General features: G+C 72.1%; 20 protein-coding genes and 1 rRNA gene (1 of these 21 only partly in view). 9 read left to right on the forward strand and 12 right to left on the reverse strand.

Annotated elements, in window-relative coordinates; all coding sequences use genetic code 11:
* From WMF24_RS10930 to WMF24_RS10945, 4 genes are all read left to right on the forward strand, one after another.
* Positions 1 to 1,770: ribosomal RNA gene (locus WMF24_RS10930) — 23S ribosomal RNA — on the forward strand (it extends 1,235 nt beyond the left edge of the window).
* A gap of 928 nt (positions 1,771 to 2,698) precedes the next feature.
* Positions 2,699 to 4,402: a hypothetical protein gene (locus WMF24_RS10935; RefSeq protein ID WP_437736326.1), complete on the forward strand. Its 1,704-nt coding sequence runs from the start codon at positions 2,699 to 2,701 to the stop codon at positions 4,400 to 4,402.
* Between the two features lie 167 nt (positions 4,403 to 4,569).
* On the forward strand, positions 4,570 to 5,349 hold the full coding sequence (locus tag WMF24_RS10940) for an N-acyl homoserine lactonase family protein (RefSeq protein ID WP_437736327.1): 780 nt from the start codon (positions 4,570 to 4,572) through the stop codon (positions 5,347 to 5,349).
* Positions 5,350 to 5,445: 96 nt separating this feature from the next.
* Positions 5,446 to 5,820, forward strand: coding sequence for a zf-TFIIB domain-containing protein (locus WMF24_RS10945; RefSeq protein ID WP_437736328.1), 375 nt, complete (start codon positions 5,446 to 5,448; stop codon positions 5,818 to 5,820).
* Positions 5,821 to 5,924: 104 nt separating this feature from the next.
* Here WMF24_RS10945 and WMF24_RS10950 read toward each other — a convergent pair whose 3' ends face one another.
* The 5 genes from WMF24_RS10950 to WMF24_RS10970 form a co-directional block, all read right to left on the reverse strand.
* Positions 5,925 to 6,767: a class II glutamine amidotransferase gene (locus WMF24_RS10950; RefSeq protein ID WP_437736329.1), complete on the reverse strand. Its 843-nt coding sequence runs from the start codon at positions 6,765 to 6,767 to the stop codon at positions 5,925 to 5,927.
* Positions 6,760 to 8,142, reverse strand: a complete 1,383-nt coding sequence (locus WMF24_RS10955) for a hypothetical protein (RefSeq protein WP_437736330.1) — start codon at positions 8,140 to 8,142, stop codon at positions 6,760 to 6,762. The genes WMF24_RS10950 and WMF24_RS10955 overlap by 8 nt, the downstream gene beginning before the upstream one ends.
* Positions 8,143 to 8,149: 7 nt before the next feature.
* Positions 8,150 to 9,655 (reverse strand): glutamate-cysteine ligase family protein, encoded by a 1,506-nt coding sequence (locus WMF24_RS10960; RefSeq protein WP_437736331.1) that lies wholly within the window; start codon positions 9,653 to 9,655, stop codon positions 8,150 to 8,152.
* Positions 9,656 to 9,964: 309 nt separating this feature from the next.
* Positions 9,965 to 10,426, reverse strand: a complete 462-nt coding sequence (locus WMF24_RS10965) for a hypothetical protein (protein WP_437736332.1) — start codon at positions 10,424 to 10,426, stop codon at positions 9,965 to 9,967.
* A 98-nt stretch (positions 10,427 to 10,524) separates the two neighbouring features.
* On the reverse strand, positions 10,525 to 10,941 hold the full coding sequence (locus WMF24_RS10970; RefSeq protein WP_437736333.1) for a hypothetical protein: 417 nt from the start codon (positions 10,939 to 10,941) through the stop codon (positions 10,525 to 10,527).
* 317 nt (positions 10,942 to 11,258) lie between these two features.
* Between WMF24_RS10970 and WMF24_RS10975 the strand changes: the two genes are divergently transcribed.
* Complete coding sequence (locus WMF24_RS10975) at positions 11,259 to 12,125, forward strand: GNAT family N-acetyltransferase (protein ID WP_437736334.1); 867 nt, start codon at positions 11,259 to 11,261, stop codon at positions 12,123 to 12,125.
* A gap of 151 nt (positions 12,126 to 12,276) precedes the next feature.
* On the opposite strand, the gene WMF24_RS10980 is transcribed toward WMF24_RS10975, so the two are convergent.
* The 3 genes from WMF24_RS10980 to WMF24_RS10990 form a co-directional block, all read right to left on the reverse strand.
* Complete coding sequence (locus WMF24_RS10980; protein WP_437736335.1) at positions 12,277 to 12,786, reverse strand: N-acetyltransferase family protein; 510 nt, start codon at positions 12,784 to 12,786, stop codon at positions 12,277 to 12,279.
* 280 nt (positions 12,787 to 13,066) lie between these two features.
* Positions 13,067 to 13,903 carry a hypothetical protein gene (locus WMF24_RS10985; RefSeq protein WP_437736336.1) on the reverse strand — a complete coding sequence of 279 codons (837 nt, stop codon included), beginning with the start codon at positions 13,901 to 13,903 and terminating at the stop codon, positions 13,067 to 13,069.
* 82 nt (positions 13,904 to 13,985) lie between these two features.
* Positions 13,986 to 14,288, reverse strand: a complete 303-nt coding sequence (locus WMF24_RS10990; RefSeq protein ID WP_437736337.1) for a hypothetical protein — start codon at positions 14,286 to 14,288, stop codon at positions 13,986 to 13,988.
* Between the two features lie 157 nt (positions 14,289 to 14,445).
* Between WMF24_RS10990 and WMF24_RS10995 the strand changes: the two genes are divergently transcribed.
* Positions 14,446 to 15,687: a methyltransferase gene (locus tag WMF24_RS10995; protein ID WP_437736338.1), complete on the forward strand. Its 1,242-nt coding sequence runs from the start codon at positions 14,446 to 14,448 to the stop codon at positions 15,685 to 15,687.
* A 26-nt stretch (positions 15,688 to 15,713) separates the two neighbouring features.
* Here the strand turns inward: WMF24_RS10995 and WMF24_RS11000 are convergent, their stop codons facing one another.
* Both WMF24_RS11000 and WMF24_RS11005 read right to left on the reverse strand, forming a co-directional pair.
* On the reverse strand, positions 15,714 to 18,566 hold the full coding sequence (locus tag WMF24_RS11000; RefSeq protein ID WP_437736339.1) for a TonB-dependent receptor domain-containing protein: 2,853 nt from the start codon (positions 18,564 to 18,566) through the stop codon (positions 15,714 to 15,716).
* 217 nt (positions 18,567 to 18,783) lie between these two features.
* Positions 18,784 to 20,634, reverse strand: coding sequence for a protein kinase domain-containing protein (locus WMF24_RS11005; RefSeq protein WP_437736340.1), 1,851 nt, complete (start codon positions 20,632 to 20,634; stop codon positions 18,784 to 18,786).
* Between the two features lie 220 nt (positions 20,635 to 20,854).
* Here WMF24_RS11005 and WMF24_RS11010 point away from each other — a divergent pair, with 220 nt between their 5' ends.
* From WMF24_RS11010 to WMF24_RS11020, 3 genes are all read left to right on the forward strand, one after another.
* The gene (locus tag WMF24_RS11010; RefSeq protein WP_437736341.1) at positions 20,855 to 21,295 is read left to right on the forward strand and encodes a YeeE/YedE family protein; all 441 of its coding nucleotides are present in this window, start codon (positions 20,855 to 20,857) and stop codon (positions 21,293 to 21,295) included.
* Positions 21,292 to 21,828: a DUF6691 family protein gene (locus WMF24_RS11015; protein WP_437736342.1), complete on the forward strand. Its 537-nt coding sequence runs from the start codon at positions 21,292 to 21,294 to the stop codon at positions 21,826 to 21,828. Before WMF24_RS11010 ends, WMF24_RS11015 begins: the two co-directional genes overlap by 4 nt.
* A 158-nt stretch (positions 21,829 to 21,986) precedes the next feature.
* Positions 21,987 to 23,357, forward strand: a complete 1,371-nt coding sequence (locus tag WMF24_RS11020; RefSeq protein ID WP_437736343.1) for a hypothetical protein — start codon at positions 21,987 to 21,989, stop codon at positions 23,355 to 23,357.
* A 135-nt stretch (positions 23,358 to 23,492) separates the two neighbouring features.
* Here WMF24_RS11020 and WMF24_RS11025 read toward each other — a convergent pair whose 3' ends face one another.
* Together WMF24_RS11025 and WMF24_RS11030 are read right to left on the reverse strand one after the other, a co-directional pair.
* The gene (locus WMF24_RS11025) at positions 23,493 to 23,972 is read right to left on the reverse strand and encodes a DUF2383 domain-containing protein (RefSeq protein ID WP_437736344.1); all 480 of its coding nucleotides are present in this window, start codon (positions 23,970 to 23,972) and stop codon (positions 23,493 to 23,495) included.
* Positions 23,973 to 24,172: 200 nt separating this feature from the next.
* Positions 24,173 to 25,441, reverse strand: a complete 1,269-nt coding sequence (locus tag WMF24_RS11030; RefSeq protein ID WP_437736345.1) for a hypothetical protein — start codon at positions 25,439 to 25,441, stop codon at positions 24,173 to 24,175.
* Positions 25,442 to 25,892 lie beyond the last annotated feature (451 nt).

A 25,892-nucleotide genomic window follows, 5' to 3' on the forward strand; every position in this document is an offset into this window, starting at 1 on the left:
TCAGTACCGAAGCCACGGGCTTCTAACGAAGCGGTAGGGGAGTATTCTCAAGGAGATACACGCCGGACGGTGACGACCGGTAACGGCCTTGAGAAGAGCTTATGCAGGCATGAGTAGCGATAAACCGAGCGAGAAACTCGGTCGCCGTAAGCCCAAGGTTTCCTGGGGAAGGATAATCCTCCCATGGGTTAGTCGGATCCTAAGCCGAGGCCGAGAGGCGTAGGTGATGGGAAGCAGGTTAATATTCCTGCACCACCAAGGGTGACGTTGAAGTAAGCGGGGACGGAGAAGGGTAGGCCGAGCACGGTAGATGGCTTCCGTGTTCAAGCCGGTAGGGTGAGTCGTCAGGACCCGATAGGGACAAACGACGGCTCGTTAGCCCGAGAGGTGATGAGGTCGGGGCTTCGGCCCTGGATACTCGGTGATCCCAGACTTCCAAGAAAAGCCGCGTACAGAGTCTCTTTGGTGTCCGTACCGCAAACCGACTCAGGTGGGCGGGGTGAGTATCCCAAGGCGCGTGAGAGAACCCTGGTTAAGGAACTCGGCAAAATGACACCGTAACTTCGGGAGAAGGTGTGCCGCTTTGCGTGAAGGGCTTGCGCCTGGAGCGTGAGGTGGTTGCAGAGAAATGGGGGTTGTGACTGTTTACTAAAAACACAGGACTCTGCGAAGTCGTAAGACGACGTATAGGGTCTGATGCCTGCCCGGTGCTGGAAGGTTAAGGGGACGAGTCAGCGCAAGCGAAGCTCTGAACCGAAGCCCCAGTAAACGGCGGCCGTAACTATAACGGTCCTAAGGTAGCGAAATTCCTTGTCGGGTAAGTTCCGACCTGCACGAATGGCATAACAACATCCCCGCTGTCTCGACCAGGGACTCAGCGAAATTGTATCGGGGGTGAAGATACCCTCTACCCGCGGCAAGACGGAAAGACCCCATGAACCTTTACTGCAACTTGGCAGTGATTTTCGGGATATTCTGCGTAGGATAGGTGGGAGGCTATGAAGCCGGGCTTCTGGGTTCGGCAGAGCCAACGTTGAAATACCACCCTGGGTATTCTGGAAATCTAACCTGGGCCCATGAACTGGGTCGGGGACACTGCCTGGTGGGCAGTTTGACTGGGGCGGTCGCCTCCTAAAAAGTAACGGAGGCGTGCGAAGGTTCCCTCAGCCTGATTGGAAACCAGGCGTAGAGTGCAAACGCACAAGGGAGCTTAACTGTGAGACCGACAGGTCGAACAGGTGCGAAAGCAGGCGTTAGTGATCCGGTGGTTCTGTATGGAAGGGCCATCGCTCATCGGATAAAAGGTACTCTGGGGATAACAGGCTGATCGCGCCTGAGAGTTCATATCGGCGGCGCGGTTTGGCACCTCGATGTCGGCCCATCGCATCCTGGGGCTGGAGCAGGTCCCAAGGGTTCGGCTGTTCGCCGATTAAAGCGGTACGCGAGCTGGGTTTAAAACGTCGTGAGACAGTTTGGTCCCTATCTGCCGTGGGCGTAGGACACTTGAGAGGAGCTGCCCATAGTACGAGAGGACCTGGGTGGACGTACCTCTGGTGCTCCGGTTGTCCTGCCAAGGGCATAGCCGGGTAGCCATGTACGGAACGGATAACCGCTGAAAGCATCTAAGCGGGAAGCCGGCCTCAAGACTAGGTGTCCCGGGCCGCAAGGCCCCTAAAGACCCCTCGTAGACCACGAGGTTGATAGGCCGGGTGTGGAAGCCGAGCAATCGGCGGAGCTAACCGGTACTAATAGGTCGTGCGGCTTGACCATACTCCATGGAACGTGACGAGATTCGCGCCCGGTGCTCGGGTGTGAGCAGCGCGACGCAGCGACGCGACGCTTCAAGAACAAAGAGCCTGCATGGCGGACGTCATGCGGGCTTTTTGCGTTTGTCCGCCTTGCGGTCTGTCCGCGGGGCGCGGCGCGGCGCGGAGCTGGGCCTCGAGGCCCTGCTGAGCTGTCCGGCCCGAGGAGACCCTGTTCTTCGCGCGGCGCGGGGGCCCCGCCGGACTCGCCTGAGACCTCGCTCGCCAGGCTGCGCCTGACGAGCGAGGTCAAATGGGCTCAGACATCGGCCCTCCCCGCGCCGCGCGAAGAACAGGGTCTCGTCGGGCCTACGGCTGCCCCGTTGGAGGATCCCGCGGAGCATTGGCCCTCGCCGCGCCGCGCGAAGAACAGGGTCTCCTGGGACCTACGGCTGCCCCGTTGGAGGATCCCGCGGAGCCTCGGCCCTCCCCGCGCCGCGCGAAGAACAGGGTCTCCTCGGGCCTGCGGCTGCCCCGTTGAGGTACCCGCCGGCGGACGGCCGCGCGGCCGTGCGCGACGCCTCGCGCGAGCTCGATGGGACCCAGGGGCCCCTGACTGCGCAGCTTTACCACGCCGGTTCCGGATGTACGGCGCGCTGCGGTTGGGACTATGTTCGCCCCATGCGGCCTCTGAGGAAGCGGCCCACGTGGATGGCGCGGTGCGTCATGTCGCGAGGGAAGCCGAGCGCCTCGAGCCTCCGCACGAGGCTCGGCGCCATGGCGCGAACCTGTCGGCGGAAGCGGACCTCTGGGCCGGAAGCCGAAAGTGAGCGCCGAGCACGATGACAACGCACATAGAGACCACGTTGCCCGGGAGGGAGCGGGCCGAGCTGTCCGCGGACGCGCCGGCAGGGCAGGGCGCTGCAGCGGACGCGGCACAACGCCTCCCTTCGATGCCGCGTGAGGCGGTGCGCAGGCTCGTCTCGGTGTCCTTCTGGATCACGATGGCGCTCTGCCTCGTGCTCATGACCTTCAAGACGGCGATGCGCTTCGACCTGACCACGCTCTGGGACGACGCGTACATGTTCCAGCGCTACGCGCACAACATCGTCGCCGGGCACGGCATCTCGTGGAACCCGAGCGGGCCGCCGGCCTACGGGCTCACGTCGCTCGCCTTCCTCGTCCTCGCCGTGCCGCTCTACCTCATCACGGGCGGCAACACGAGCCTCGCCGCGATGCTTCAGAGCTTCATCTGCGGGCCGGTCCTGCTCGTCCTGCTCGTCCTGCTCGTCCTGCGCGCGGCAGGCGACGGCAAGGTCGCGCGCCTGTCCTGCTTCGCGCTCGTCGCGTTCTGCGTCGCCCGCTCCACGCTGGTCGACCACTTCGTCAGCGGCATGGACACGTCGTTCGGCCTCTGCTTCCTCACGGGGTACCTGCTCCTCGCGCTGCGGCTGCTCGACAAGGCCCGCGTCGCCGGCGGGGTGGCGCTCGGCGCGTTCGGCGGGCTCGCCTTCTCGGTGCGGCCAGAGCTCACGGCCTTCGCCGTCCTCGTCCCGCTCGCGGTCGCCGTGCTCGAGCGCGACCGCGACCGCCGGCGCTTCGGGCTCGTCGCCCTCGCCGCGACGGGCGCCGTCCTCGCCCTCCACCTCGGGATCGCCAAGCTGTACTTCGGCTCGCCCGTCCCGTTCCCGTTCTACGCCAAGTCGACGAACCTCTACGGATCGGGGATCCTCAAGGCCTACCGGGGCCGACCGACCATCGATCTCTTCGACTGGCTCGACTTCTTCTGGCCGCTCCTCGCCGTCATCGCGCTCGACATCCTCGTGGGCCTCGGGGCGCGCCAGGCCGCCCCAGGGGCGCCGGCCCCCGGGGCGCCGGCGGGGGAGCGGCAGAGGACCGGTCCCATGGCGTGGTGGACGGCGTCCCCGGCGTTCGACAAAGGAGTCCTCGCCGCGACGCTGATTTGCCTCGCCTACTCGTGGCTCTTCGTCGTCCCGATCATGGGGTTTGCGCAGAGGTTCTATTACGCGCCGCTGCCAGGTCTCGTGTATCTCGCTTGCAGGAGCGCCGTCCGGCTCGCGCGGACGCTCTCCGACGCGCTCGGGCAGCCCGCGCCGGCCGCCGCGCCCGTGGCCGGCGTCGCCGCGCTGGCGATCCTCTGGCTTCACCTCGCCACGCCGCTCGCAACGGCAGGCAAGGACCTCGCGGGCGCCGCCGCGGCCAACCGGCTCGGGCACTTCAACGTGGTCAAGCTCGCCAGCACCTCGGGGCCGCAGAAATACTGGTTCGCGATCGATCGCGTCTCGACGCTCCCCGACGACGTCGTCATGGCCACGACCGAGGTCGGGATGATCGGCGCGATGAACCTCGGGAAGTCGATCATCGACATGGCCGGCCTGAACGACCGGCGCTTCGCGCTCGAGCCGTTCTCCGCGGACAAGTTCTTCGAGGCCTACAAGCCCGACATCATCTACATGCCTCACCCCCACTACGAGAAGATGATCGCGGACCTGGAGGCCCACCCGGCGATGTCCGGGTACGTCTCCTACTCGAAGGCGAAGCTCGGGACGTCGCAGTTCGGCATGGCCATCCGGCGCGACAGCCCGCACTTCGAGGAGCTGCAGAAGATCGTGAAGGAGAAGATGAAGTCGAAATGACGCCCGGCGGCGCGACATCGGCGGCGACCTGCAGGAGGTCCGCCGCGCGTGCGCGCCGCCGGCCCGCGCCGGCGAGGCGGTCGACGCCGCGCCGGCGAGGCGGTCGACGCCGCGCCGGCGAGGCGGTCGACGCTGCCCCCGGCCCGATCGGCTGGTAGAACGGCGCAATGAACACAGAGGCCCTGAGGCTCCATGTCCTGCTCTGCGGCTTCGAGATCCTCGAGAAGACGGTCTCGACGCGCGACCGCGGGGGGCGCTTCATCCTCGCCGAGCCGGTCTCGGCGTACCTCATCGAGACCGCGCGGGGCTACGTGCTCGTCGACACGGGGCTGAACAGCGCGCTCGTCCACGATCCGGCGCTGCGGGAGGAGCACTACACGAAGCAGGGGATTCGCCCGCCCGTCATCCTCCCGGAGCACGAGCTCGCCCACCAGCTCGCGCAGATCGGGGTGCGGCCGCAGGACGTCCGCCACGTGATCCTGACGCACATGCACCTCGACCACGCCGGGAACCTCGCGATGTTCCAGGACGCGCGCGTCTCGGTCCAGCGGGCGGAGCACGCTCACGCCTTCAGCCCCGACCACGGGCCCGCCTGGTTCGAGCGCGACTACGACCTGCCGGGCCTGCGCTGGGACCTCGTCGACGGGGACTGGGAGGCGCTGCCCGGCGTGGAGGTCGTCCTCACGCGCGGGCACACGCCAGGCCACCAGTCCGTCGTCGTCACGCTGAAGGAGACTGGCAGCGTCGTGATCGTCGGCGACGCGGGCGATCTCGTCGAGAACTTCGCCGACGAGGTCCTCCCCGGCGAGAGCGTCGATGACGAGGCCGCGCTCGCCAGCATCCGCCGACTCAAGCGGATCGCGCGGGAGCGCGGCGCGAGGCTCCTCCTCGGCCACGACCCGCAGCTCATCCAGCAGGTGCGGCTCTCGCCGGCGTCGTACGCCTGACCGCGCGCGCCGGCCCGAGCGCTCCGCGCTTCACCCGATCCGGCTCCTCTGGTAGCCTCGCCAGAGACCGCGGCGCCGGCCGCACTGGAGCGCGACGTGAACTGCCCGAAATGCACCGCCTCGATGGCCATCGTCACCTTCGGCGGGATCGACGTCGACCGATGCACCGCGTGCGGCGGTATCTGGTTCGACAGCCACGAGAAGGAGTCGCTCAAGGCCCTGGAGGGCTCCCACCAGATCGACACCGGCGATCCCTCGGTCGGACGAAAGAACAACGACATCCGGAAGGTGCCGTGCCCCCGCTGCACCACGCCGATGGTGCGCATGGTCGACCCGCAGCAACCGCACATCTGGTACGAGACCTGTAGCGTGTGCGGCGGCGTCTACCTCGATGCCGGCGAGTTCAGCGACTACAAGGAACACACGCTGGGCGACTTCTTCCGGAGCCTCTTCGCGCGGCCGCGCGGCTGAGAGCGCGCCGCCGCCCGGGGGGGCGGCCGACTGGCACCCCTCTGTCTGCCGGCGCAGCGCACGCCTGTTTCTGCCGGCAGCGCACGCGCCTCTGCCGGCGCAGCTCAGCCGGGGGGCGCCCGCTCGGCGATCTCCGCGGTCGCGTCGCGCCCCGCAGGGATCTCGGGGAACGTCGCCAGGAGATCGCCGGCGCGGAAGACCCACAGCGTGCCGGGCGTCGCCTTGCTCCAGAGCTCGTCGCGCGTGAGCGGCTCGGTGGCCACGACCGCCATGCGCGCGTCCGGGCTCATGCCGTGGACGTCGTTGAAGTTCACCTTGAGGTCCGCGTCCACGAGCGTCGCCTCGCCGAAGGGGGCGTGGCGGAGGATGTAGGATAGGTTGTCGCCGCAGCGGGCGAAGAGGTGCTCTCCGTCCGCGAACAGGAAGTTGAAGACTCCATCGCTGCCGAGCTCGTTCCCGAGCTCGTAGAGCGTTCGCCCGAGCTCCCGCCCGTCGCTCGGGTACTGTGCGCCGTAGGCGCTCCGGAGCTCCTCGAGGATGACACAGAAGGCATGTTCGCTGTCGGTGTCGCCGATGGGCGTCTCGAAGTGGAGCTGGCGATCCCGGACCGTGGGCAGGGTGCCGTTGTGCGCGAACACGATGTGGCGCCGGTGGAGAACCCGCATGAAAGGATGGGTGTTCTTCAGGGCCGCGCCGCCGCGCGTCATCTTGCGCACGTGGGCGATGGAGAGCGCCGTGTGGATCGGGTTCTCGCGGATGAACCGGGCGAGGGGGCTCGAGAACGCGGGGTGCGGCTCGAGGAACGTCCGGGCGAACAGCCCGTCGTAGAGCGAGACGCCCCAGCCGTCCGCGTGCGGCCCCGTCTGCCCGCCCCGGAGCGCGAGCCCGGTGAACGAGAACACGATGTCCGTCGGCACGTTCGAGACCATGCCAAGGAGCTCACACATGGCGTGAATCCTCCCGCGGTGAAACCGCGTCATCTACGATCAAGAGCCCCGTCACCCCGCCCCCCGCGGAGACGTTGCTCACCGCCGAGGCCGAGAGCCGCACCATCGCGCCTTCCATGCGGCCGGCGAACACGAAGGGGCAGAGATCGAAATACACCTCTTCGTCCACGATGCCGTCGCGGAACGTCGGCATGCGCGCGGTGCGCGCCCGGCTGCGCTCCTGGACGATCGCGCGCTGCTCCTCGGCGCCGCGGACCGCCTCCCTCCACACGTCGGGAGGCGTCTGCCAGCCGAGCAGCACGCCCTTGCCGCCGTAATCGTCGTTCGGCTTCAGCACGAAGCTCTCCTGCTCGCAAAGGATGAGCTCCACGAGATCCACCTCGCGGCCCCTCCACGCCGTCCGACCCGCCTTCACCCGGCGCGTCCAGGGGACGTGCGCCGCGATGGCATCGCGCTGCTCGGGCGAGAAGAGGCCCGAGAAGTCGGGGGTGCTGAGGACCGCGAACGCCGCCTTCTTGTTGAGCGGCTTCGTTCGGAACGAGTTGGCGACATACGCCGCGCGGTCCCGGTACGCGCGGACGAGCGGGTGATTGAGGCCGCGCCGCCCGATGAGCTCCTGCGTGATCACCCGCCGGTAGACGAGATCGATCCGCTCTCCCCCGGCGGACAGGCGGGCTCCGTCGTACTCGAGCTGGTCCGGGTCGAGGACCATCGCGCGGTGCCCGTCGGCCGTGAGCAGGCCGGCGAGCACCTTGAACTCGGCCGACGTGTCGACCGCCGCCCAGTCGACGATCGCCACGGTGGGCCGCGGCGCGCGCCCGCCCCACGCGGCGTACCCCTCGCGGAGCGCGCGGACCAGCCCCCGGTGCGGAGCGGGCGTGCGCAGGCCCGGCCGACCGCGGAAGGGCGATAGGGCGGGGAGCTCCATCAACGTCTGCTCGATGAGGAGCTGATCGGTGATGCCAGCGGGCGAGTCGGCGTTGAGCTCGATGAAGGAGAAGCCGCCGTCGGTCACGAGCATGTCGAGGCGCCCGACCGTGAGGAACGGGCCCTCGCCGGGATCCAGCGCCGCGAGGGCGCGCTCGTCCGCCGACAACCCCAGCTCGTCGGCCATCGCGGGATCCGCGAGCGCGCGCCGGGCGACGCGCTCGAGCGCGGCGGCGACCCGCTCGGCGGCGCGGGCGACGGCGGCGTAGTCCTGCTCCGCGATGAGGTAAGGCCGCAGGTGGCGGCACAGGGCGCGCGCGCCGTGGACGAGGCCGAGCTCCCGCTGCCCCTCGAGGAACGCCGCGAACCGCGCGGCGTCGATCGCGCCGGGCGCGGAGAGCTGCGCGTCGATCTGCTCCGCGAGGGGCGTCGTCGCGTCCCGGTTCATGGCGACCTCACGCCGCGCCCGCGCCGGGGATCGTCCAGGCGTGCACGGGCTGTCCGGAATCGACCTCGGCCATGTACCGCTCCAGCATCCTCCGGAGCGCCTCGTCGCGCGGCGCCCCGCGCGCCTCCATCGCGTCGAGCGTGCGGAGCTGCCAGACGGCCCCGGTGACGCCCCTGGCGACGCGCCGCTCGAAGACCTCCAGGAACCGGCGGGCCTCTGCCCCGTCCACCCCGGCGGTGAGCAACCCCTCCTCGACCCCCGGCAGGAGCGACAGGAGCAGATCGCGCGCGCGGACCCCCCGGGGCGGGGCCCCCGGCGCCGTCGGCCAGACGAGCTCGGCGTCGAGGCCGAACTGCGCGGCATGGTAGAAGTTCCTCGCGGCGAGGCCGAAGGGGAACGACGGGAGGAGCTCTGTCACGGAGGGCGCGAGCGCGAGGATGCCTCCGAGGAGGAAGCAGCCGTTCGCGAGCATGTCATCGAGGGTGGGGCCCGACGGCAGGGCGCGGAGCTCGATCCGCAGGTGACCGCCGCCGGCCGGATCGTAGACAGGTCGATTCCAGTTCCAGACCGTGCCGTGGTGCAGGCGGAGCTCGTGGAGCTGGGGCACGCCGCCGGCCCGCGCGCACGCGAGCACGTCCTCGTCGCTGCACACGGGGAGGATGGGCTCGTGAAGCGCGACGCTCTCCATGAACAGCTCCGCGGCCCCGTCGCGCACCCAGCCGGTCCCGAAGCCGATGCGGGCCGGCATCTTCCAGTCCGTTTCGCGGTCCGGCGGTCGGTCGTCGCCGGCCTGCTTGAAGACGGCGACCCGCGTCTCGTGCCACAGCCGGTGGCCGAGGAAGATGGGCGAGTTGCCGGACGCCGCGAGCACCGGCGCGGTCATCATCATGGCCGCGTTGAACAGCCGCGCGAACGCGTCGGGCGCCGCCCGGAGGTGGACCTGAAACGCCGTGTTCGCCGCTTCCATCGCCGGATCGTCCGACATCAGCTCCAGCGGCTCGGCCCCGTCGATCCGGATGTGGAACGGCGCCTTGCGCAGCCGGCAGAGCCCCGCGGCGAGCGCGCGGTACCGGGGCAGGTTGGTGATCGCCCCGGGGTTGAAGTCCTGCCGGCGGAACGTCGGCAGGATGCTGACCGGGACGACGCGCGCCCCGCGCGCCGCGGCGCGCTCGCGGATCGCCTCGGCGGTCGCGCGCATCTGCTCGCGCAGCGCCGAGAACGGACGTCCGGCGAGCGGCACCGCCTGCGTGCTGAGCTCGATGTCGAACGCGCCCATCTCCGGCGTGATCATCGGGCTCGCCGCCGCGCTCGCGATCTCCGGCCCGATCGGCACGGGGCGCGCCTCGCGGTCGACGAGGAACATCTCGAGCTCGGTGCCGATCGTCGTCTCTCCCAGGCCGAACCCCGGCCGGCTGAGCACCATCTCGAGCGCCGTGAGGTGCTGCTGGAGGCGCGCCTTGAACAGCCCGTAATCGACGGTCCTGAAATGGTCTTGCTGGATCTCGATGCCCAAGGGACCTCCCGCTGCGATCCCGGCGAGAGCTGATCCGCTGTTCGATACGGGCTCCGGCCGTGGGCGGAGCGCGCGCGCCGCCGAGATCGTGATCTTCCTGCCTGGACTTGCGCACTGCAAAGGCAAGGCCAGGGGCGGCGAGCTCGGCGGGAGGCGCCCCGCCGCAGCGGGTATGTTCCTGGTTGTGCGCTGCCCCGCGCCCGTCGAGCCCGATCGGTGTGGCGGGGGGGCGGCCTGTGGCAAAACGCAGCGTGGTCCCTGGTTGGCCGGTGTCGCCGCTGTTTCGGGATGGCGCAGCGGCGCGCGCCCTCACTTCGGCTCGGTGGCCGGGACGCGCTCGACGACGCACTGCCCCGCGGCGCAGCGCGCGATCGAGTCCTCCTTCGGCGCCATGCACTTCGCGACCGGGCAGCTCGTGGCGGCGCAGCTCTGGGCGCGCCATTGCTCGTGCGCCGCGAGCGCGTCGCGGTGGAACGCCTGGTTGCACGGCGGGCAGAGCTGGTCGCAGCACTCGCCGGCGCGGGCGCAGGACACGACGCAGTCGGCGTCGGTCGCGCACCGGGGCGCCGGCGCGGCGGCGCGGTCTCCGGAGGCGGCGTCGGTCCCCGCGGGCGTCGCGGGCGCGGCCTCGGCCGGCGGCGACGGCGCGGCGGCGGCCTCGGGGGACACGGGGGCCGGGGCTTCCTTGTGACAGCCGGGGAGGCCGAAGAGGCCGACGAGCGAGAGCGAGAGCGAGAGCGAGAGCGAGAGCGAGAGCGACGAGGTTGTCATGGCGGCCATCATGCCACGGGCGACGCCGCGTGGTCGAACGTGGGACACCGCCATGGCGCCCCCGGCCCGAGCGGCGGCTCATCGAACGACAGCGGCTGTCACGTGGCCTCTACGACCGCCATCCAAAGATCGTCCGTCGGCCCCACCTGCTTGCGCATGCGGACGGCGAGCGGCATCGGCACGTGCACGAAGCGGCCGTGCCACCGGCCGATCAGCATCTCGGTGTTGCCCGCCATGGCGGCGTGGACCGCATTCCGGGCCATGTTCCAGCAATACACGCTGTCCGAGGGGGACCTCGGATCCCAGAACACGCGGTTGCGCGGCCCGGCCAGCTCGAACGCAGGCGGCCGCGGATCGGAGGCGCCCTCGAGGACGGCGGACAGGCGGTCGTCGAACAGCACCTTGTCGGCATCTCCGACGTACACCGTGGCCTTCTCGCCGAGCTTCTCGGCGACGGGCGAGGGGTACCGGCAGGGGCCGAGATCCTTGATGGCGAGATCGGCAGAGGTCACCACGTGGACTACCTCCGTGGACGAGGACACCGCCCTGCGGCGCGGGCCGCCGCGGGACCCAGCGATTGTCTCCCGGCGCCCGTTTCCTCCGCTTTTCCGGGGGCGATAAGCTGTCGTAACGCCCAGGCCGTCCTGCCGGACCGCGCTGCGCGCCGCCGCCGCTGTTCGCGAGCCAGGCGGCGAGCGTGTCGAGCAGGGTGCGCCTCCCCGGGACGAGCGCGCAGCCGCCCGCGTCCAGCGCGCGCACCGTGGCCCGGAGGGGGTATTTCGTGCTGGCGCCTTGCCGCGGAGGCCGCCGGCCTTTGTATGCTCTCGCGGTCATGCCTGACCTCCGCACCCTCGTTCCCGGCGACGAGGCCGCCCTCGAGGCGTTCCTCGTCCAGCACGCCGACAGCTCGATGTTCCTGCGCTCCAACGTGCGCGCCGCCGGCCTCGTGGACGAGGGCAGCCCGTATCAGGCCACCTATGTCGCCGCCTTCGAGCAGGGCCGTGTCGTCGCCGTCGCCGCGCACTGCTGGAACGGCCTGCTGATCGTCCAGGCGCCCGTCCACACGGAGGTCGTCGCGCGCGCCGCCGTCGAGCGCTCCGGCCGGGCCCGACGGTTCGGCATCGCCGGCCCGTACGAGCAGGCCGTGCGCGCCCGCGACGCGCTCGGCCATCCCGAGGACAGCGTCGTCGGCGGCGGCCGCGAGAAGCTGTTCGCCCTCGACCTGCCGGCGCTGCGGGTGCCTGGCCCGCTCGCCTCGGGCCAGGTGATCTGCCGCCGCTCTGCGCCCGCCGACGTCGACCGGCTCGCGCGCTGGCGCGCCGCGTACTCGGTCGAGCTCTTCGCGCGCCAGCCCGGCCCCGCCCTCGACGCGTCGTCGCGCGAGGACATCGCGCGCCAGCACGAGGACGGCCACGCCTTCGTGCTGGTCGCCGGCGAAGCGCTGGTGTCCTGCACGTTCTTCAACGCGCGCTTGCCCGACATCGTCCAGGTGGGCGGCGTGTGGACCCCGCCGGAGCTGCGCGGGCGGGGCCACGCGCGCGCGGCGGTCGCCGGCTCGCTGCTCCTGGCGCGGGAGGAGGGCGCGTCGCGCGCGATCCTCTTCACGGGCGCCGGGAACCGCGCGGCGATCGCCGCCTACGAGGCGCTCGGCTTCACGCTGGTCGGGGAGTACGGGCTCCTCCTGTTCGGCGGATCCTGAGCGGGCGGGGCGCCCGGCGCGCGACCGCCCTGGCGACGCGCCATGCGCCCCACGCAGCGCATGCATCTTGGCGCGCTGGCGTCGAGTCCGAGCAGGAGAGGGGCGCGCCTCCGGGCGGCGCCGTCGCGCGACCCCTTCTGGTCATGCGCTGCTACAGCGGTCGCATCATGAGCTCTTCGTCGATGTACCGGTCGCCGTCCTTCATCGCGCGGGGGAGGGTGCCTGTCACCTGGAAGCCCGCGCACAGGTAGAGCTCGCGCGCGGCCCCGCTCGACGCTGAGACGCCGAGGTGGACCTGCTCCACGCCTGCGATCGCGCCGATCCGGGCGATCGCCGCGTCGAGCAGCGCGCGCCCGTGCCCGCGCCCGCGCGCCTCGGGCGCGACGTACATGCCCCACAAGCCGACGCGGTGCCGCGCCTTGCGGTGCCCGTCGCGGTAGAACCCGAGCATCCCGACGAGCGCCTCGCCCTCGAACGCGCCGAGCACCGCGCTGTCCGAGGTGTCGCTCTGCTGCCGGAGCCGCGCGACCAGGTCCTCGAGCGGCCGCGCCTGCTCCTCCTCGAACGTGGTCAGGAACGGATCGGGCTCCTCCCGGAGCGCGCGGAGCCTGAGCGCCCGGAGCGGGGCGGCGTCTGCGTCGGTCAGTCGGCGAACGGACATGGGCTCTCTCCCCTGAGGCGCGTTGCGATGGCGGCCCAGGTTGATCCCTGGTTCATGAGAGAATTTGAACCACAGAGGGCACAGAGGGCACAGAGGGAAGAAAGAGAGGGAGAGATGATTTTTTGTCCTCTCTGTGTGCCCCTGCGTTCGTTTTGATTTGTTCTCTCAATTTGTTCTCTCTTCCTCTGTGCCTCTGTGGTTCAAATTCTCTCCCATCCTCTCTCCATCGCGGATCTGGCCAACGCGGGCGTCCCTCGGAACGCTGTACCAACCCCGCCGTCTAGAATTCGACCATCAGCCCCACCGTCGGGTAGACGACGAAGCTGTCGAGATCCACCTCGACCTCCCGCTCCCCGAGCACGGAGAGCTCGCCGCCCGTGAAGAGCTCCGCGAGCGTCAGCTCGATGCCCAGGAACACGTGCTTGTAGCCGAACGCGACGCCGGCCTGGCCGCCCACGTAGAGCCCGGTGCCGGACATCGAGGCGATCTCGCGCTCGCCCGGGTAGCCGGTGAGCTCGGGCAGGTTCACGGTGAGCCCCGCGTCGAACGTCGTGAACATGAGGCGAGGGCCGCCCCAGACCCGGTACCACGTGCCCGCCGTCCCGATCTGGATCGGCAGATCGACCTGCCATCGCGTGAAGTCATCGAGCTCGACGATGTCGAGGACGCTCACGACAGGAAACCCCAGCACGTAGCGCCCGACGCCGACGCCGGCCGTCAGATCGACGCCGTCCCTGGCGCGCTTCAGGATCTGATAGCGGGTGCCCAGGCGAAGCGCGCTCGTCGTGTAACGGAGGTTGAGCTCCCAGCGGTCGAGGGCCGTGTAGCCGATCCCGACGTGCGGCGTGGCCGAGGGCGGGTTCAGCGCGAGCGCGCCGCCCGCCTCGAAGAGCGTCTGCCGCTCGCGCTCGGACAGCTCCCGGGACTCCGCGACGTCCGCGAGCACGATGCCGGCGTCGATGAGCGAGGCGATGGCGCCGGTCGGAATCGAGACGTCGAACCCGAGCTCGGCCTGGACATGGCCCTTGTCGGCCACGTGGGCCGGCTGGAACGTGGAGAGGGCCGGAGCGCAGCCGCACATCCAGAGACAGAGAAGCGCGAAGGCGAGCAGGCGCATGACGCCCCCACGCTACCATGCGCCGCCCGGCGGAAGGCTGCGCCCGCCGGGGGCCTCCGGCGGCGCGCTCGGCCGGCCGCGATCAGTCCCGCCCCTTCTTCACGCCGATGTCCTCGTAGGGGTTCGCCCGGCCCTCGCCCTCGTCGCCACCCTTGGCGCCCTTGCCGCCGAAGTCGCCGTGGCCGTGCGTCGCGCCCACGGCGCCCTCGGTGTCGCCGCCCTGGTGCGTCCCGCCGGGGTTCTCGCCCTTCTGGTACGCCTCCGCGCTCTCCTGCGAGCTCTTGCCGCCGCGGTGGGCCTCGCCGGCGCGCCGCTGCGTGCGCTCGTCCACGGGCTGCTGCCGTTGATCGGTCGCCTGTGCGCCCTGCTTGTTCTGGTTATCCATGCGCCTCTCATGGTGCGGGGGGACCTCCCCGCAAGCCCCCCCGGCTGCCCGAACGGCGCCCGCGGCCGACGCGTCATCCGGGCGACGCGCCTTCCGGGCGACGCGTCTTCCGGGCGACGCGACGATCCGGTAGTGCTGGCCCCCTCCTCGCCCGCGCATGTCCCCGTCGACCCGACCTCCGTCCGTCGCCCAGCGCCTCGAGCGCGCCCTCGAGGTGCTCGTGCCCGCGCTCGACATCGTGGAGGCGCGCGTCGACGACGGCGCGCCGCCGGCCTGGTGCGAGGCCCGGGGGTGGACCGGCTTCCTCCTCGCGCTCTCCGACAGCGATCTCGCCCGCTGCGAGGCCGACGGGCTCGCGGCGTGCATTGACGGGCTCGACGGCGCGCCGCCCAGCCTCACGGCCCTGGCGCGCGCCGCGGACGAGGCCGCGAGGCTGCCCCGGCGGCCGGTCCAGCCCCTCCCGCCGGCGTCCCTCGACGAGCTGCGGGCGGTCCCCGCGCGCAAGCGGCTCCAGCTCGAGGCCCTGCTCGGCGCCGTCGCGCCCATGGCCGCCCGCGCCCGCCGCCTCGTGGACGTGGGCGCGGGGCGCGGGCACTTCACCCGCCTCGCCGCCGCGCGCTTCGACCGCGACGCGATCGGCCTGGAGCGCGAGCTCGATCGCGTCGCGACAGCCTCCGCGCTGGCCGCCGGGGGCCGGGCGCGCTTCGTCGCGTTCGACGCATGCCAGGAGGCGCTCGCGTTCACCCCGGACGACCTGCCGGTCGGCCTTCACGCGTGCGGCGAGCTCGGGGACCGCATGGTGACGGCGGCGGCCGAGGCGCCCTGCGATCTCGCGCTCGTGTCGTGCTGCTTGCAGAAGATCGGCGCGCCCGTCCGCGCGCCGCTCTCGGCCGCGGGCAGGGCGGCGGGGCTCGTCCTCCGGCGCGAGGCGCTCGGCCTGACAAACCTCACGGCGCGGCGCGCCGGCGTCGAGGCCAGCCTGGACGAGGAGCTCGCGGCGCGCGAGCGGCGGCACGCGCTGCTCTCGCTGCTCCGCGGCCGCGGGCTCGACGTCGCCCTGGGCGAGGAGATGCGCGGGATCAACCGGCGGCGCGCGCACGGCGGGCTGCGCGAGCTCGCGGCGCGGGCGCTCGCGCTGCGCGGCCTGCCCCCGGCGACCGAGGCCGAGCTCCGCGAGCGCGAGGCGGCGGCGCGCGCGGCGTTCGGCAGGATGCGCCGGCTCACGCTGCCGCGCTACCTCCTGGCCCGCCTCACCGAGGTCGCTGTCGCGCTGGATCGGGCGACGGCGCTCCTCGAGCGGGGGCACGAGGTCGAGGCGGCCATCGTCTTCGAGCCCGAGGTGACGCCGCGAAACATCGCCATCTTCGCGAGCGCGCGGCCGGGAGGGCTCCGCGGCTGATGTCGTGAGCACCCGCAGGCGCCCGGCTACGGGTAGCTGACCGTGATCTCGCCGAGGAAGGTCCGGCCGTTCTGGCGGCTCGTTGACGAGAGGTAGGTCTCGGCGACCGGGTAGTCGTACCGCGCGTCCATCGCGTTGTAGAGGCCGAGCACGTAGCGCGTGTGGAAGCGGCGGATCTCCCCGGACACCGTGAGATCCGCGACGATCGCCGTCCGCGTCGCGTCGTCCCCGCCGCGGGGGATCCGCCGCGGGGCTTCCAGGTTGATCCGCAGGCCGGCCGAGAGGAGCCGGTCGACCGCCGGGATGACGCCGCGGAACGACGCGAGGTGCTCCGGGACGTTGATGAGCCGCTCGCCGCCCGCGCGCTGGGCGCGCTGGTAGCCGTAGTTCGCCGACAGCATCCAGCCCTGCCGCCACTCGCGGCGCAGCTCGAGGTCGGCCCCGGCCACGATCGCCGCCGACCCGCTGTTCGCGTAACGCACCACCCCGGGCCGGTCCTCGGTGAACGTGATGAGATCCGAGGCGCGGCTCGCGTGGACCGCGCCGAGCGCGACCCACTCGTCGCCGAGGCGCTGCGCGTACTCGATCTCTCCCGAGAGGATCGACTCCGGCGAGAGAGTGCGCCCCCGCGCCGGATCCACGGCGGCCACCTGCGTCTGGCCGTCCTGGTAGTACTGCTCGGAGATGCTGGGGGTGCGGAAGGCGCGGCCGCCCATGACCTTCAGGACCCCTCCGGGCGCGGGCCGGACGATGATCGCCGCGCGCGGCACGACGATCGGCGCGAAGGTGCTGTAGGCGTCGACGCGCGCGCCGGCCGACAGGCGCAGCCACGGGGCGGGGGAGCTGTCGGCGATGAGGTAGCCGGCCGCGAAGCCGTAGGGCCTGCGCTCGTCCAGGATCAGCAAGTGCGGGTCCTCCCGCACGTTGTGCAGCGTCGCCTCGGGGTGCGCCTGCACCTCGCCGCCCGCGGTGAGCCTGAGCTCCGGGAGCGGCGTCCACGCCGCCCTCGCCTCGACGCCCATCCAGGTGCCGTACTGGCTCTCGGAGATCAGCTCGTCGAACGCGTAATGGCCGTGCCAGACGAAGCGGTTCACGTGGGCGCGCGCCATGAGCCGCAGGTCGGGGGTGAGCTGCGGCTCGAAGCGCACCTCGGCCAGCATGTGCGTGTCCTCGTACCTCGTCCTCCGGTCGTTGAGCCGCGTGCCCACGTAGCCGATCGGCACGAGCTGCTCGCGCGTGTGGACCATCCACTGCGCCGTCAGCGGCCCGTACCAGGCGCGCCCGTACGTGCCGCCGGCCCGGAAGGCCTCCGTGTGCTCGGCGATCTGCGCGCGCGGCCCGCCGCTGGGGTCCCTCGGCGCGACAGGCACGTCGAAGCCGTCGGAGCGGGCCGCGGAGACGCTCGCCCGCACGCCGGCGTCCTTGCCGGCGTTGTAGTGGAACCCGGCGCGCGCGTGGCCCACGCTGTCGTAGTAGGCGCCGGCCGCCGCGTGCACCGAGGTGGGCTCGTCCCGCCCGCGCGGGACGAGGTTGACGATGCCGGAGAGGGCGCCCGTGCCGTAGAGCAGCGAGCCCGGGCCGCGGACGATCTCGATGTGATCGACGTCGTGCAGGTCGTCGCGCGCGTCCGAGCCGACGAACGAGGCGTTCAGGGTGTTGTCGTTCGTCGAGTGCCCGTCCGAGAGCACGAGGAGCCGGTTGCCGTAGTCGAGCGGCTCGCCGAGCCCGCGGATCCCGGCCGAGTAGACGACGTGGTCGTTCGAGAGGTAGACGCCGCGCGTGCCGCGCAGCGCCTCGGCGATGGTCGGGTACCCGAAGGCGCGCAGCTCCTGCTGATCGATGACGCTGACCGAGGCCGGCGCGTCCTCCATGCGCTCCAGCACGCGCGAGGCCGACGTCACCTCCCGGAGCGGCTCCAGCGCGACGTCGCGCAGCTCCGCCTGCTGGCCCGCGGTCACCTCGATCGTCCGCTCGACGGGCGCGAAGCCCCGCAGGCTGACGCGGACGCGCCGCTGCCCCACGGGGACGCCCTGGATCACGGAGGGCGTGAAGCCCATCGGCCGGCCGTCGATCTCGACGAGCGCGTTGGGCTCGCCGCCGCGCACGAGGATCGAGCCGGTGAGCGGGCTGAGCGTCGCGGTGACGGGCACGGTCGCGTGCGCGTCGACGGTCAGCGGCTGCGGCGCCGCCTGGTACCCAGGGCGCGCGAAATAGAGGACGTGGCGGCCCGGCGGCAGGTCGAGGTCGCAGGGCGCGGTGCAGGCGGGCGGCGCGCCCTCGCTGTCGACGTGCACCGTGGCCTCGCTCGCGCCGCGCACGTCCACCCGCACCGTGCCGACGATGCGGCGGAGCACGACGAGCACCTCCCGGGTCCGCCCGAGCTTCACATCGAGCCCGTCCACCGTCATCGGCTCGTGGCCCGCGAGCTCGACGAGGATCCTGTAGCGCCCCTCGGCCAGGGCGAGCCGGCGCGGCGTCTTGCCCCGCACCCCGAGGTCCTTGCGGTCGACGTAGATCCGGGCGTCCGGCGGCGACGTGACGATGTGCAGCACGGCGACGCGCGGCGCGATCCGCTCGAGGGCGGCCCGGACCTCGGCGGCGACCTGCGGGTCGGTCTCGCCCTCGAGCGCGTCGTCGTAGTACCGGTGCGCGTCCGCGAAGCGGCCGAGCTCCTCGTACGTGAGCGCGATGTTGAAGACCACGTTGCGGTTCGGCACGAGCCGGTTCGACGCGAGGAAGTGCTCGAGGGCTGCGTGGAACTGCCCCTTCTTGAAGCTGTCGCGGCCCATCTCGAAGTGGAGATCGGCCTCGTCCGCCTGGCCCTCGCCCTCGGCGCGGGCGGCGGAGGCCTGGAGCAGCGCGCCAACGAGGAAGGGCACCGCCGCGAGCCTCCACCGGCGAGCGCGCGTGGGACGGCCTTCGCGCGTGCTCGAGGGCGCTCGACGCATGCGGCTAGCGCGACAAACGGGGTGAACCCGCCTGAAACGAGCAGAATTTCGAGCCGCCAAGGCGCCAAGGACGCCAAGACATTGTCTTCTTCTTGGCGTCCTCGGCGTCTTGGCGGTTCATCTCTCGCTCGCTCAACGTGATGCTGTTCTAGCGGTGCTCGCGCAGGCGCGCCGACCTCGCCGGCGCCGGCTCGCCGCCGGCGGCCGCGGGCTCACCGGCGGCCGCCGCCTCGCCGCTGCCCGCCGGCAGCGTCGCGCGCGGGCGGGTCGGCTTCGCCGAGCTCACGGGCGCGAGCGCGGCGCTGGCCGCGGCGAACCCGCTCGCCGCGGCGGCCGCGGCCACGGGGGGCAGGAGGGTCGCGGAGGGCGGGAGGAACGAGGGCACGGGATCCGCGCCCGCGGGCGCCGGAGGCGCGTCGGCCGAGGGCGCGACCGGCGCGGCCGCCGCGGCGGCGGGCGGCGCGGGCGCGACAGGCGCCGCCGCGCCCCCGAGCCACGCGAGCGCCGCCGCGCCCCCGAGGATCGCGACGAGCGCGGCGGCCACCGGCGCGAGCCGCCGGCCGTGCCGCCCGCGCGCGGGATGGCCCGCAGGGCCGCGCTCGTGCGGCGCATGCGGCGCGGCCGCCGCCTGCAGCTCGCCGGGGAGCGCCGCCGTCTCCGACAGCGGGTCGGCCGGGGGCGCCGCCGACGGCGCCGTCGTCGAGCCCGGCCGCGGGCCGGCCGCTGGCGCCGGCACGGACGGCGCCAGCGTCGCCGCAGGTACCAGGCCGGCCGCTGGCGCCGGCGCGGGGGGCGCGATCGTCACCGCCGGCACCGGGCTGGCTGCGGGCGCCCGCACCGGCGGCGCCGACGGCGACCGCGCCGTCGCCGGCGCCGCGTCGCCCGGAGACGCCTGTGTGGGCGGCACCGACGAGGTGGGCCCGTTCGGCCGCTCGATCGCGACGCACCTGGACGCCGGCGCTGCTTTGTGCGGCCCGGTCAGGGTCTGGGCGTCCTCGTCGACAGCCCTCGGGCGGCCCGGCGCCGGGAGCGCGTCCTCTGTCTCGCCGCCCATCGCCCTGCGCAGGATGCGGGCCGCCTTGCGGCGCGCGGGCTCCGACGCCAGCGGGTCGAGCAGCGCGACAAGCTCGGCGACCGTCTGGGGGCGGCGGGCCGGGTTCTTCTCCAGGCACATCAGGAGGATGCACTCGAGCTCGACCGGGATCTCCGGCCGGTGCGCGCGCGGCGGCACCGGAGGGTCGGTCACGATGCTCACGAAGAGCGCCGACACGGACTCGGTCTCGAACGGCAGCCGCCCGGTCAGGAGCTGGTAGAGCGTCATGCCGAGCGCCCAGATGTCGCTGCGGGCGTCGACCGTCCGGATGCTGCGGATGTGCTCCGGCGACATGTAGCGGGGCGAGCCCAGCACCACCGACGATGCCGTCAGCTTCGCGTTCGCGCCGAGGACGCTCGCGTCGGACGCCTTCGAGATGCCGAAATCGAGCACCTTGATCAGGGTCGAGCCGTCCTTGCGGCTCGCGAGGAAGAGGTTGCCGGGCTTGAGGTCGCGGTGGACGATCCCGAGCGCGTGCGCCTCGGCGAGCGCCTCGCAGGCCTCGATCACGTAGCTCACCGCCTGCTCGATGGGCAGCGGGCCGCGCGTCTCGACGAGCGCCTCGAGGTCGATGCCATTCAGGTACTCCATCACGAAGTACGGCAGCTCCTCGTCGGTGTGCCCGACGTCGATGACGCGCGCGATGTGCTCGCTGGCAATCGCGGCCGCGGCCTGCGCCTCGCGGAAGAAGCGCTCGACGGCGCCGGGGGTCGTGCGCCCCTCGGGGAGCAGGAACTTCAGCGCGACCCGGTGGCGCAGCGAGACGTGGTGCGCCGAGACGACGAGCCCCATGCCGCCGCGCCCGAGCACCCGCTCGACGCGGTACTTGCCGCCGATGATGTCCCCGACCCGCGGAATCCTGCGCCATGAAGCCGGTTCCGCCGCATCCGAGCCTGCTTGGGCCATCGACCGATGAGTATACACCAGCACCCCCGGCCTCCGGCACAATCTCGCCCCCGACCCGCCCGCGCCGGGTGCGACATGTCCGCTCTCAACCCCACCCGCCCAGTCGGGCGGCGCGTCAAGCGATCTCTGGCGCCGCGCTGTCTGCGGGAGAGATGTGCGACCAGCGCCGCGCGTCGCCGCGCGTTGCTATGCTGCCGGCCTTCATCGGAGAGGCCTCATCATGCATGAATTCACCGTGACTGGCCCGCTCGTCGGCGGGGTGCTCATCGGACTCAGCGCGTCGCTGCTGCTCCTCTTCAACGGCAGAGTCGCCGGCGTCAGCGGCGTGCTCGGAGGGCTCCTGGTCCGGCTCCGGAGTCCTGGAGACGCGGTCTGGCGCGCGGCGTTCGTGGCTGGCCTCCTCCTCGGCGGCATCGCGCTCGCGGCCGCGCACCCGGGCGCCTTCCCCCCCGGGGGCGACGGCCGCCCGCTCGGCCTCCTTGTCGTGGCGGGGCTGCTCGTCGGCTACGGCGCGCGGCTCGGCAACGGGTGCACGAGCGGTCATGGCGTCTGCGGCCTCAGCCGCCTGTCGTTCCGGTCGCTCTGCGCCACGATGACGTTCATGGCGACCGCGGCCGTCACGGTCTACGTCAGCCTGCACGGGCTCGGAGCCGCGCGATGAGGCAAGCCGCGCTCGCGCTCCTCGCCGGCGCGCTGTTCGCCGTGGGGCTCGGCGTCTCCGGCATGACCCAGCCGTCCAGGGTCATCGGCTTCCTCGACGTCGCCGGCGACTGGGACCCGAGCCTCGCCTTCGTGATGGCGGGCGCGATCTCGGTGCACCTCCTCGCCTACCGCGTCCTTGCCTGGCAAGAGGGGCGACAGCGCGCTGCATCGCGCGCCGGGGCCGCGCGCGCGCCGCGCTTTCCCCTGCTGGCCGACCGCGTGCATCTCCCGACCCGCGCCGGCCTCGACGTGCGCCTCTTCGCCGGGGCCGCGCTGTTCGGCGTTGGCTGGGGGCTCGCCGGGTATTGCCCCGGGCCGGCGCTCGTCTCGCTCGCGACCGGCTCGCGCGCCGTCCTCGCCTTCGCCGCGGCCATGGTCGCCGGCATGGTGATCGAGCACCTCACCACGGCGAGGGCCGATGCGGCGCCCGTCGGCAATGCTGACAGGGCTGACGGCACTGACGGGACTGACGAGGGCGAAGCGCGGCCCTGACCAGCGCCGCGGCGGCGCCGTGCGATATCGATAGCCCGCGCTTGCGGCACAACTGTGCGCCATGCAATGCTCGAGCCCAGTGTCCGATGCCGGCCGCGGTCCTTCGCGGGCCGGTCGATGAGAGGCTTCGGCCTTCACCAAAGCTGGGAGAGCACGTCATGAGGATGTCACTTCGCCCCTTTCTCGGGGTGACGATCGGTCTATGCCTGTTACCCGCCTGCGTCGAGTCGGTCGGCTCCACCGGGCTCGCGGCCAGCGAGGCCGCGACAGAAACCGAGCTCGGGGCGTCCACCGAGGAGCAGCCGTTCGAGGTCTGGGCCGTCGACCAGTCCAACACGAGCGGCCTGACCTACGGTGGCACCCTCTACATCTACAATGGTCAGAGCCTGACGGGCGCCCACGGGGTCCAGCAGGTCGCCTCGGAGGTCATCGACCTCGGCGGCGAGACGGCGACGCTGTGCTTCGAGCAGACCGGCGCCAATCCGGTGCGGCCGCACATGCTCTTCTTCAACGCCGCCCACACGCACGCGGTGCTTTCGTTCGTGGCCAGCGGCCACGTCGCGATCTTCGACGCCGCGACCCGCGAGCCGGTCGCGTGCCTCCGCTCCTCGCCGGGCGCCGACGAGGCGCGGCAGGCCCACGCCGCGGTGCCGGCGCCGGACGACTCGTACATCCTCGTGGCCAACCAGAACGGCAAGCTGATCGAGCGGATCACGACGGACTACGCCGCGGGCACGTTCGCGTGGGACCACGCCGCGACCCTCAACCTGGTCAGCTGCATCGCGCCGAGCGGGGATCCCTGCCAGTTCCCGGGCATCCGGCCTGACAACGCGCCCATCTGCCCGATCATCGATTCCACCGGCTCCTACGGCTTCATCACGCTGCGGGGAGGCGGGCTGTTCGTCGTGGACCCCACGGCGACGCCGATGCAGATCGTGGGCGAGTACGACGCGGCCACCGTGCACGGCAACGGCTGCGGCGGCGTGGAGGCCGGAGCCTCGATGTTCATCGACTCCGGCGGTGGGACGGCGGCGAACCTGGATCAGTTCGACGTGTACCGGTTCCCGCTCGACGGCTACGCGCCGACCAACCCGGTCAACACCCCGCCGCCGCAGGTGGTCTTCACCGACGCCTCGCCGGACCGCGACGCCCACGGCATGCTGCTGACGAAGCACGGCCGGGCCGTCTGGGTGCTGGACCGGATCCAGGGCGTGGCCGAGGTCTTCGACGTCAAGACCAGCGCGCACCTCGGCACGGTCGACCTGAAGGGCCCGTACTCGAGCGATCCCGCGCCCGACCTCATGGCCATGTCGCCCTCGGGCAACCGCGTCTTCGTGACCTTGCGCGGTCCGACGCCGCTGAGCGGCGACCCGCACGCCTCGGTCGGCAGCACGCCCGGCGTCGGCGTCATCCACGTGACCCAGGCCGGGAAGAGCGGCAAGCTCAAGGCGATCACGCCGATCACCAACCAGGACGGCGCCGGCGTGGAGCGGGCCGATCCGCACGCGATCCAGGTGCGCCGGCTCTGATCGCGCCCTCGCGGTCGGGCGCGGGCTTGCCCGGAGCGACGGTCGGGCGCGGGCAAACCGGCTGAGGCCGCGCGCCTCGCGCCGCGTCGCTCGCGCGCTGGAGGACCTGTCCAGCGCGCCGCCCGCCCGGGCGCGCTATTTGCGGTGCTCGTCCTGCTCGACGGCGGCCGCGCCCTCCTTCGTCTCCCAGAGGCGCGCGGCGATGGCTTCCTTGATCCACGCGAGGTGCCGCGCCTCGTCTCCGCGGTTGCGCTCGACGACGGCGCGCGCCTCCTTCGGGAGATCCGCCTTGAGCGCGGCCTCGTACATGTGATTCGACAGCTCTTCATTGCCGAGCATCGAGAGGAGCGCGCTGCGGTCCCCTCGGCTCGCGATCGCGGTGAAGCCCTCGATCAAGAACCCCTTCAGATCGCGCTTGATCTTCGGCTCCTCCCCGCTCGCGCGGACGATCTCGGCGAGATCGTTGATGTGCTGCTGGTGATCGTCCTGGAAGCTCTTGAGCTTCCGTCGGATCTCGGAGACCTCGCAGGCGTCGAGCGCCTGCTGGTAAGCGAGCACCGCGTCGGCGTCGAGCTGGATGAGCTCGTTCAGCTTCTTCACGTCAGTCTTGTTCATGCGGGCGCCTCCCGCGAGCCAGGATGAGGCATGCGGTCGAGGAGGCCTACCGGGCGGTTCCTGAATCTGCGGTGCCGCCGCGGCGCGCGCGCCACCTTGTGACCTGGGCGCCGTGACCAGGAGTCCGAGCTGTTGTGTGCCGGGCGGAAGGCGCCGGGGGACGCGCGGCCCGTGATGCTGGATGGGTGACGGCAGCGCCGTTATCCGGATCGCCGGAACAGGTTCAGCAGGCGGCGGAGCAGCCCGGGCTTCCTGGCCGGCGCGTTCGCCGCCTGCTCCTGGCTGCGGCGTGCGGACGTGGGCGCGGCGTCGGGGGACGTCGTCGCGGCAGCGTTGCGGGGCTTGCTGGCGGCGTCGCGAGGCTTGCTTGCCGCATCGCGAGGCTTGTTGCTCGCGGCGTCACGGTGCTTGTTGTTCCTTGCCTCGTGGGGGGTGTTGTTCGCCGCGTCGCCAGGCTTGTTGTTCCCGGCGTCCGCGGCGCGGTCCGTTGCGCGGTCGGCCTCCCCGTCCGGCGAGGGCTTCGCTGCCTTCTTGCCGGAGCGCGCCTGGACCTTGGCCTTCATCGCCTCCTTGGCGGTGAGCGCCGGCTTCTTCTTTCGCGGGAACGCGGCGCTCGGGGGAGGCACCCACGCGGTCTGCCGGCGCGGCTCCGGAGCCGCCGTCGTCTCCGGCTCCTGCGGAGGCGGCGGCGCCGGCGCCGCGCCTTGCGCCTCGGCCCGCTGCGGCTGCCGGGCTGTCTTGCGGGGTGCGCTGGGCTCTCCGGCGGCGGGAGCGGCCTTCTCCTTGGCGGGCGCGGCGGTGCGCCCTTCGTCGCGCCGGGCGGGAGCCCCTGCGGCCGGCGCGCGACGGTCCCGCGAGGCGGCTGCCGTCGCAGCGCGCGGCCCGGGCGCCCGCTCCTTGGAGCCTCCGCCGGCGCCCTCGGCGCCTGCCCGGCCGTGCTGTGCCGCCCCGTCCCGCGGCGCCCTCGTCCCGTCCGCCGAGCGCCGCTCGGCAGGCCCGCCGTCGCGCGCCTCGCGATCGGCGGCTCGTCCCTCGCGAGCGCCGCGCTCGGCGGCCCCGGCATCGCGCGCCCGGCGCTCGCGGGGCCCACGCTCCCCGGGGCTCGCCCCGGGGCTCGCCGGGCGCCGCGCCGGAGCCTCCTGCGCGGGCGCCGGCGTGCGCGGCCGCCGCATGTCGATGACCCTGCGCGGCCGCGCACCAGCGGCGCCCGCGCCGGAGGCGCCGGCGGTCGCGGGGGCGGCGGTCGTCGCGGCGCTCGCCGCCGCGTCAGCAGCCGCCGCGCCGGAGGGCGTCGCCGCGGCCGCCGTGTCCCCGGCCGCCGCCGTGGCGCCCTCGGATGAGGCCGCCGCGCCGCTCTCCGCCGCCTCTCCGGCGGCCTCCGTCGCGCTCTCGTCCGGCGCGCGCCCGTCGACCGGCTCGGTGCGTTCCGGCTGCCGCTCCTCGTTGTCCGCTGTGCTTTGCTCGACCATGGGCCTGCTCCATAGCGTTGTCCGGCGCTCCGCGAAACCGGATCCCTCCGTACGTTCGGCGCGCGACCGAGCCGCGGGCGGAGCGAGCCCGAGGCGCAGGCACCCGCGGCGCAGCAGGTCCAGGCCGGCGCCCTCCAGGGACGAACCTGCGCCGGTGCGAGGTGGACAACGAGCCCTGCCTGCAAAGCGAGCATCCCCGGCGAACTCAACGACATTCCAGTCGATGAGCCGCTCGCAAATCGCGGAGGTCTATGCGACAGCTCCCTTTGCGTCCGTTGGCTGCCGTCTACTGGATCACCTGACCTGCCATGGCTCGATCACCTGACATGTCCTCGGGCGAGCGTCGACTCGCGCGCTGAGCCATTCGCATCGTGATCCAGATTCGGCTTGACAATCGCTGCTCATAGTAAAGACCTCTGTCTTACCAAGGCACGACGCAACGGACGCCCTG

The organism is Sorangium sp. So ce1335 (assembly GCF_051521615.1).
Taxonomy (GTDB): Bacteria; Myxococcota_A; Polyangia; order Polyangiales; family Polyangiaceae; genus Sorangium.

What these genes read in the sequence shown, in the direction of transcription:
- WMF24_RS10935 (WP_437736326.1), top strand. Translation starts at nt 2,699, where the DNA reads ATGCCGCGTGAGGCGGTGCGCAGGCTCGTCTCGGTGTCCTTCTGGATC.
- WMF24_RS10940 (WP_437736327.1), top strand. Translation starts at nt 4,570, where the DNA reads ATGAACACAGAGGCCCTGAGGCTCCATGTCCTGCTCTGCGGCTTCGAG.
- WMF24_RS10950 (WP_437736329.1), bottom strand. Translation starts at nt 6,767, where the DNA reads ATGTGTGAGCTCCTTGGCATGGTCTCGAACGTGCCGACGGACATCGTG.
- WMF24_RS10955 (WP_437736330.1), bottom strand. Translation starts at nt 8,142, where the DNA reads ATGAACCGGGACGCGACGACGCCCCTCGCGGAGCAGATCGACGCGCAG.
- WMF24_RS10965 (WP_437736332.1), bottom strand. Translation starts at nt 10,426, where the DNA reads ATGACAACCTCGTCGCTCTCGCTCTCGCTCTCGCTCTCGCTCTCGCTC.
- WMF24_RS10975 (WP_437736334.1), top strand. Translation starts at nt 11,259, where the DNA reads ATGCCTGACCTCCGCACCCTCGTTCCCGGCGACGAGGCCGCCCTCGAG.
- WMF24_RS10980 (WP_437736335.1), bottom strand. Translation starts at nt 12,786, where the DNA reads ATGTCCGTTCGCCGACTGACCGACGCAGACGCCGCCCCGCTCCGGGCG.
- WMF24_RS10985 (WP_437736336.1), bottom strand. Translation starts at nt 13,903, where the DNA reads ATGCGCCTGCTCGCCTTCGCGCTTCTCTGTCTCTGGATGTGCGGCTGC.
- WMF24_RS10990 (WP_437736337.1), bottom strand. Translation starts at nt 14,288, where the DNA reads ATGGATAACCAGAACAAGCAGGGCGCACAGGCGACCGATCAACGGCAG.
- WMF24_RS10995 (WP_437736338.1), top strand. Translation starts at nt 14,446, where the DNA reads ATGTCCCCGTCGACCCGACCTCCGTCCGTCGCCCAGCGCCTCGAGCGC.
- WMF24_RS11005 (WP_437736340.1), bottom strand. Translation starts at nt 20,634, where the DNA reads ATGGCCCAAGCAGGCTCGGATGCGGCGGAACCGGCTTCATGGCGCAGG.
- WMF24_RS11010 (WP_437736341.1), top strand. Translation starts at nt 20,855, where the DNA reads ATGCATGAATTCACCGTGACTGGCCCGCTCGTCGGCGGGGTGCTCATC.
- WMF24_RS11015 (WP_437736342.1), top strand. Translation starts at nt 21,292, where the DNA reads ATGAGGCAAGCCGCGCTCGCGCTCCTCGCCGGCGCGCTGTTCGCCGTG.
- WMF24_RS11020 (WP_437736343.1), top strand. Translation starts at nt 21,987, where the DNA reads ATGAGGATGTCACTTCGCCCCTTTCTCGGGGTGACGATCGGTCTATGC.
- WMF24_RS11025 (WP_437736344.1), bottom strand. Translation starts at nt 23,972, where the DNA reads ATGAACAAGACTGACGTGAAGAAGCTGAACGAGCTCATCCAGCTCGAC.
- WMF24_RS11030 (WP_437736345.1), bottom strand. Translation starts at nt 25,441, where the DNA reads ATGGTCGAGCAAAGCACAGCGGACAACGAGGAGCGGCAGCCGGAACGC.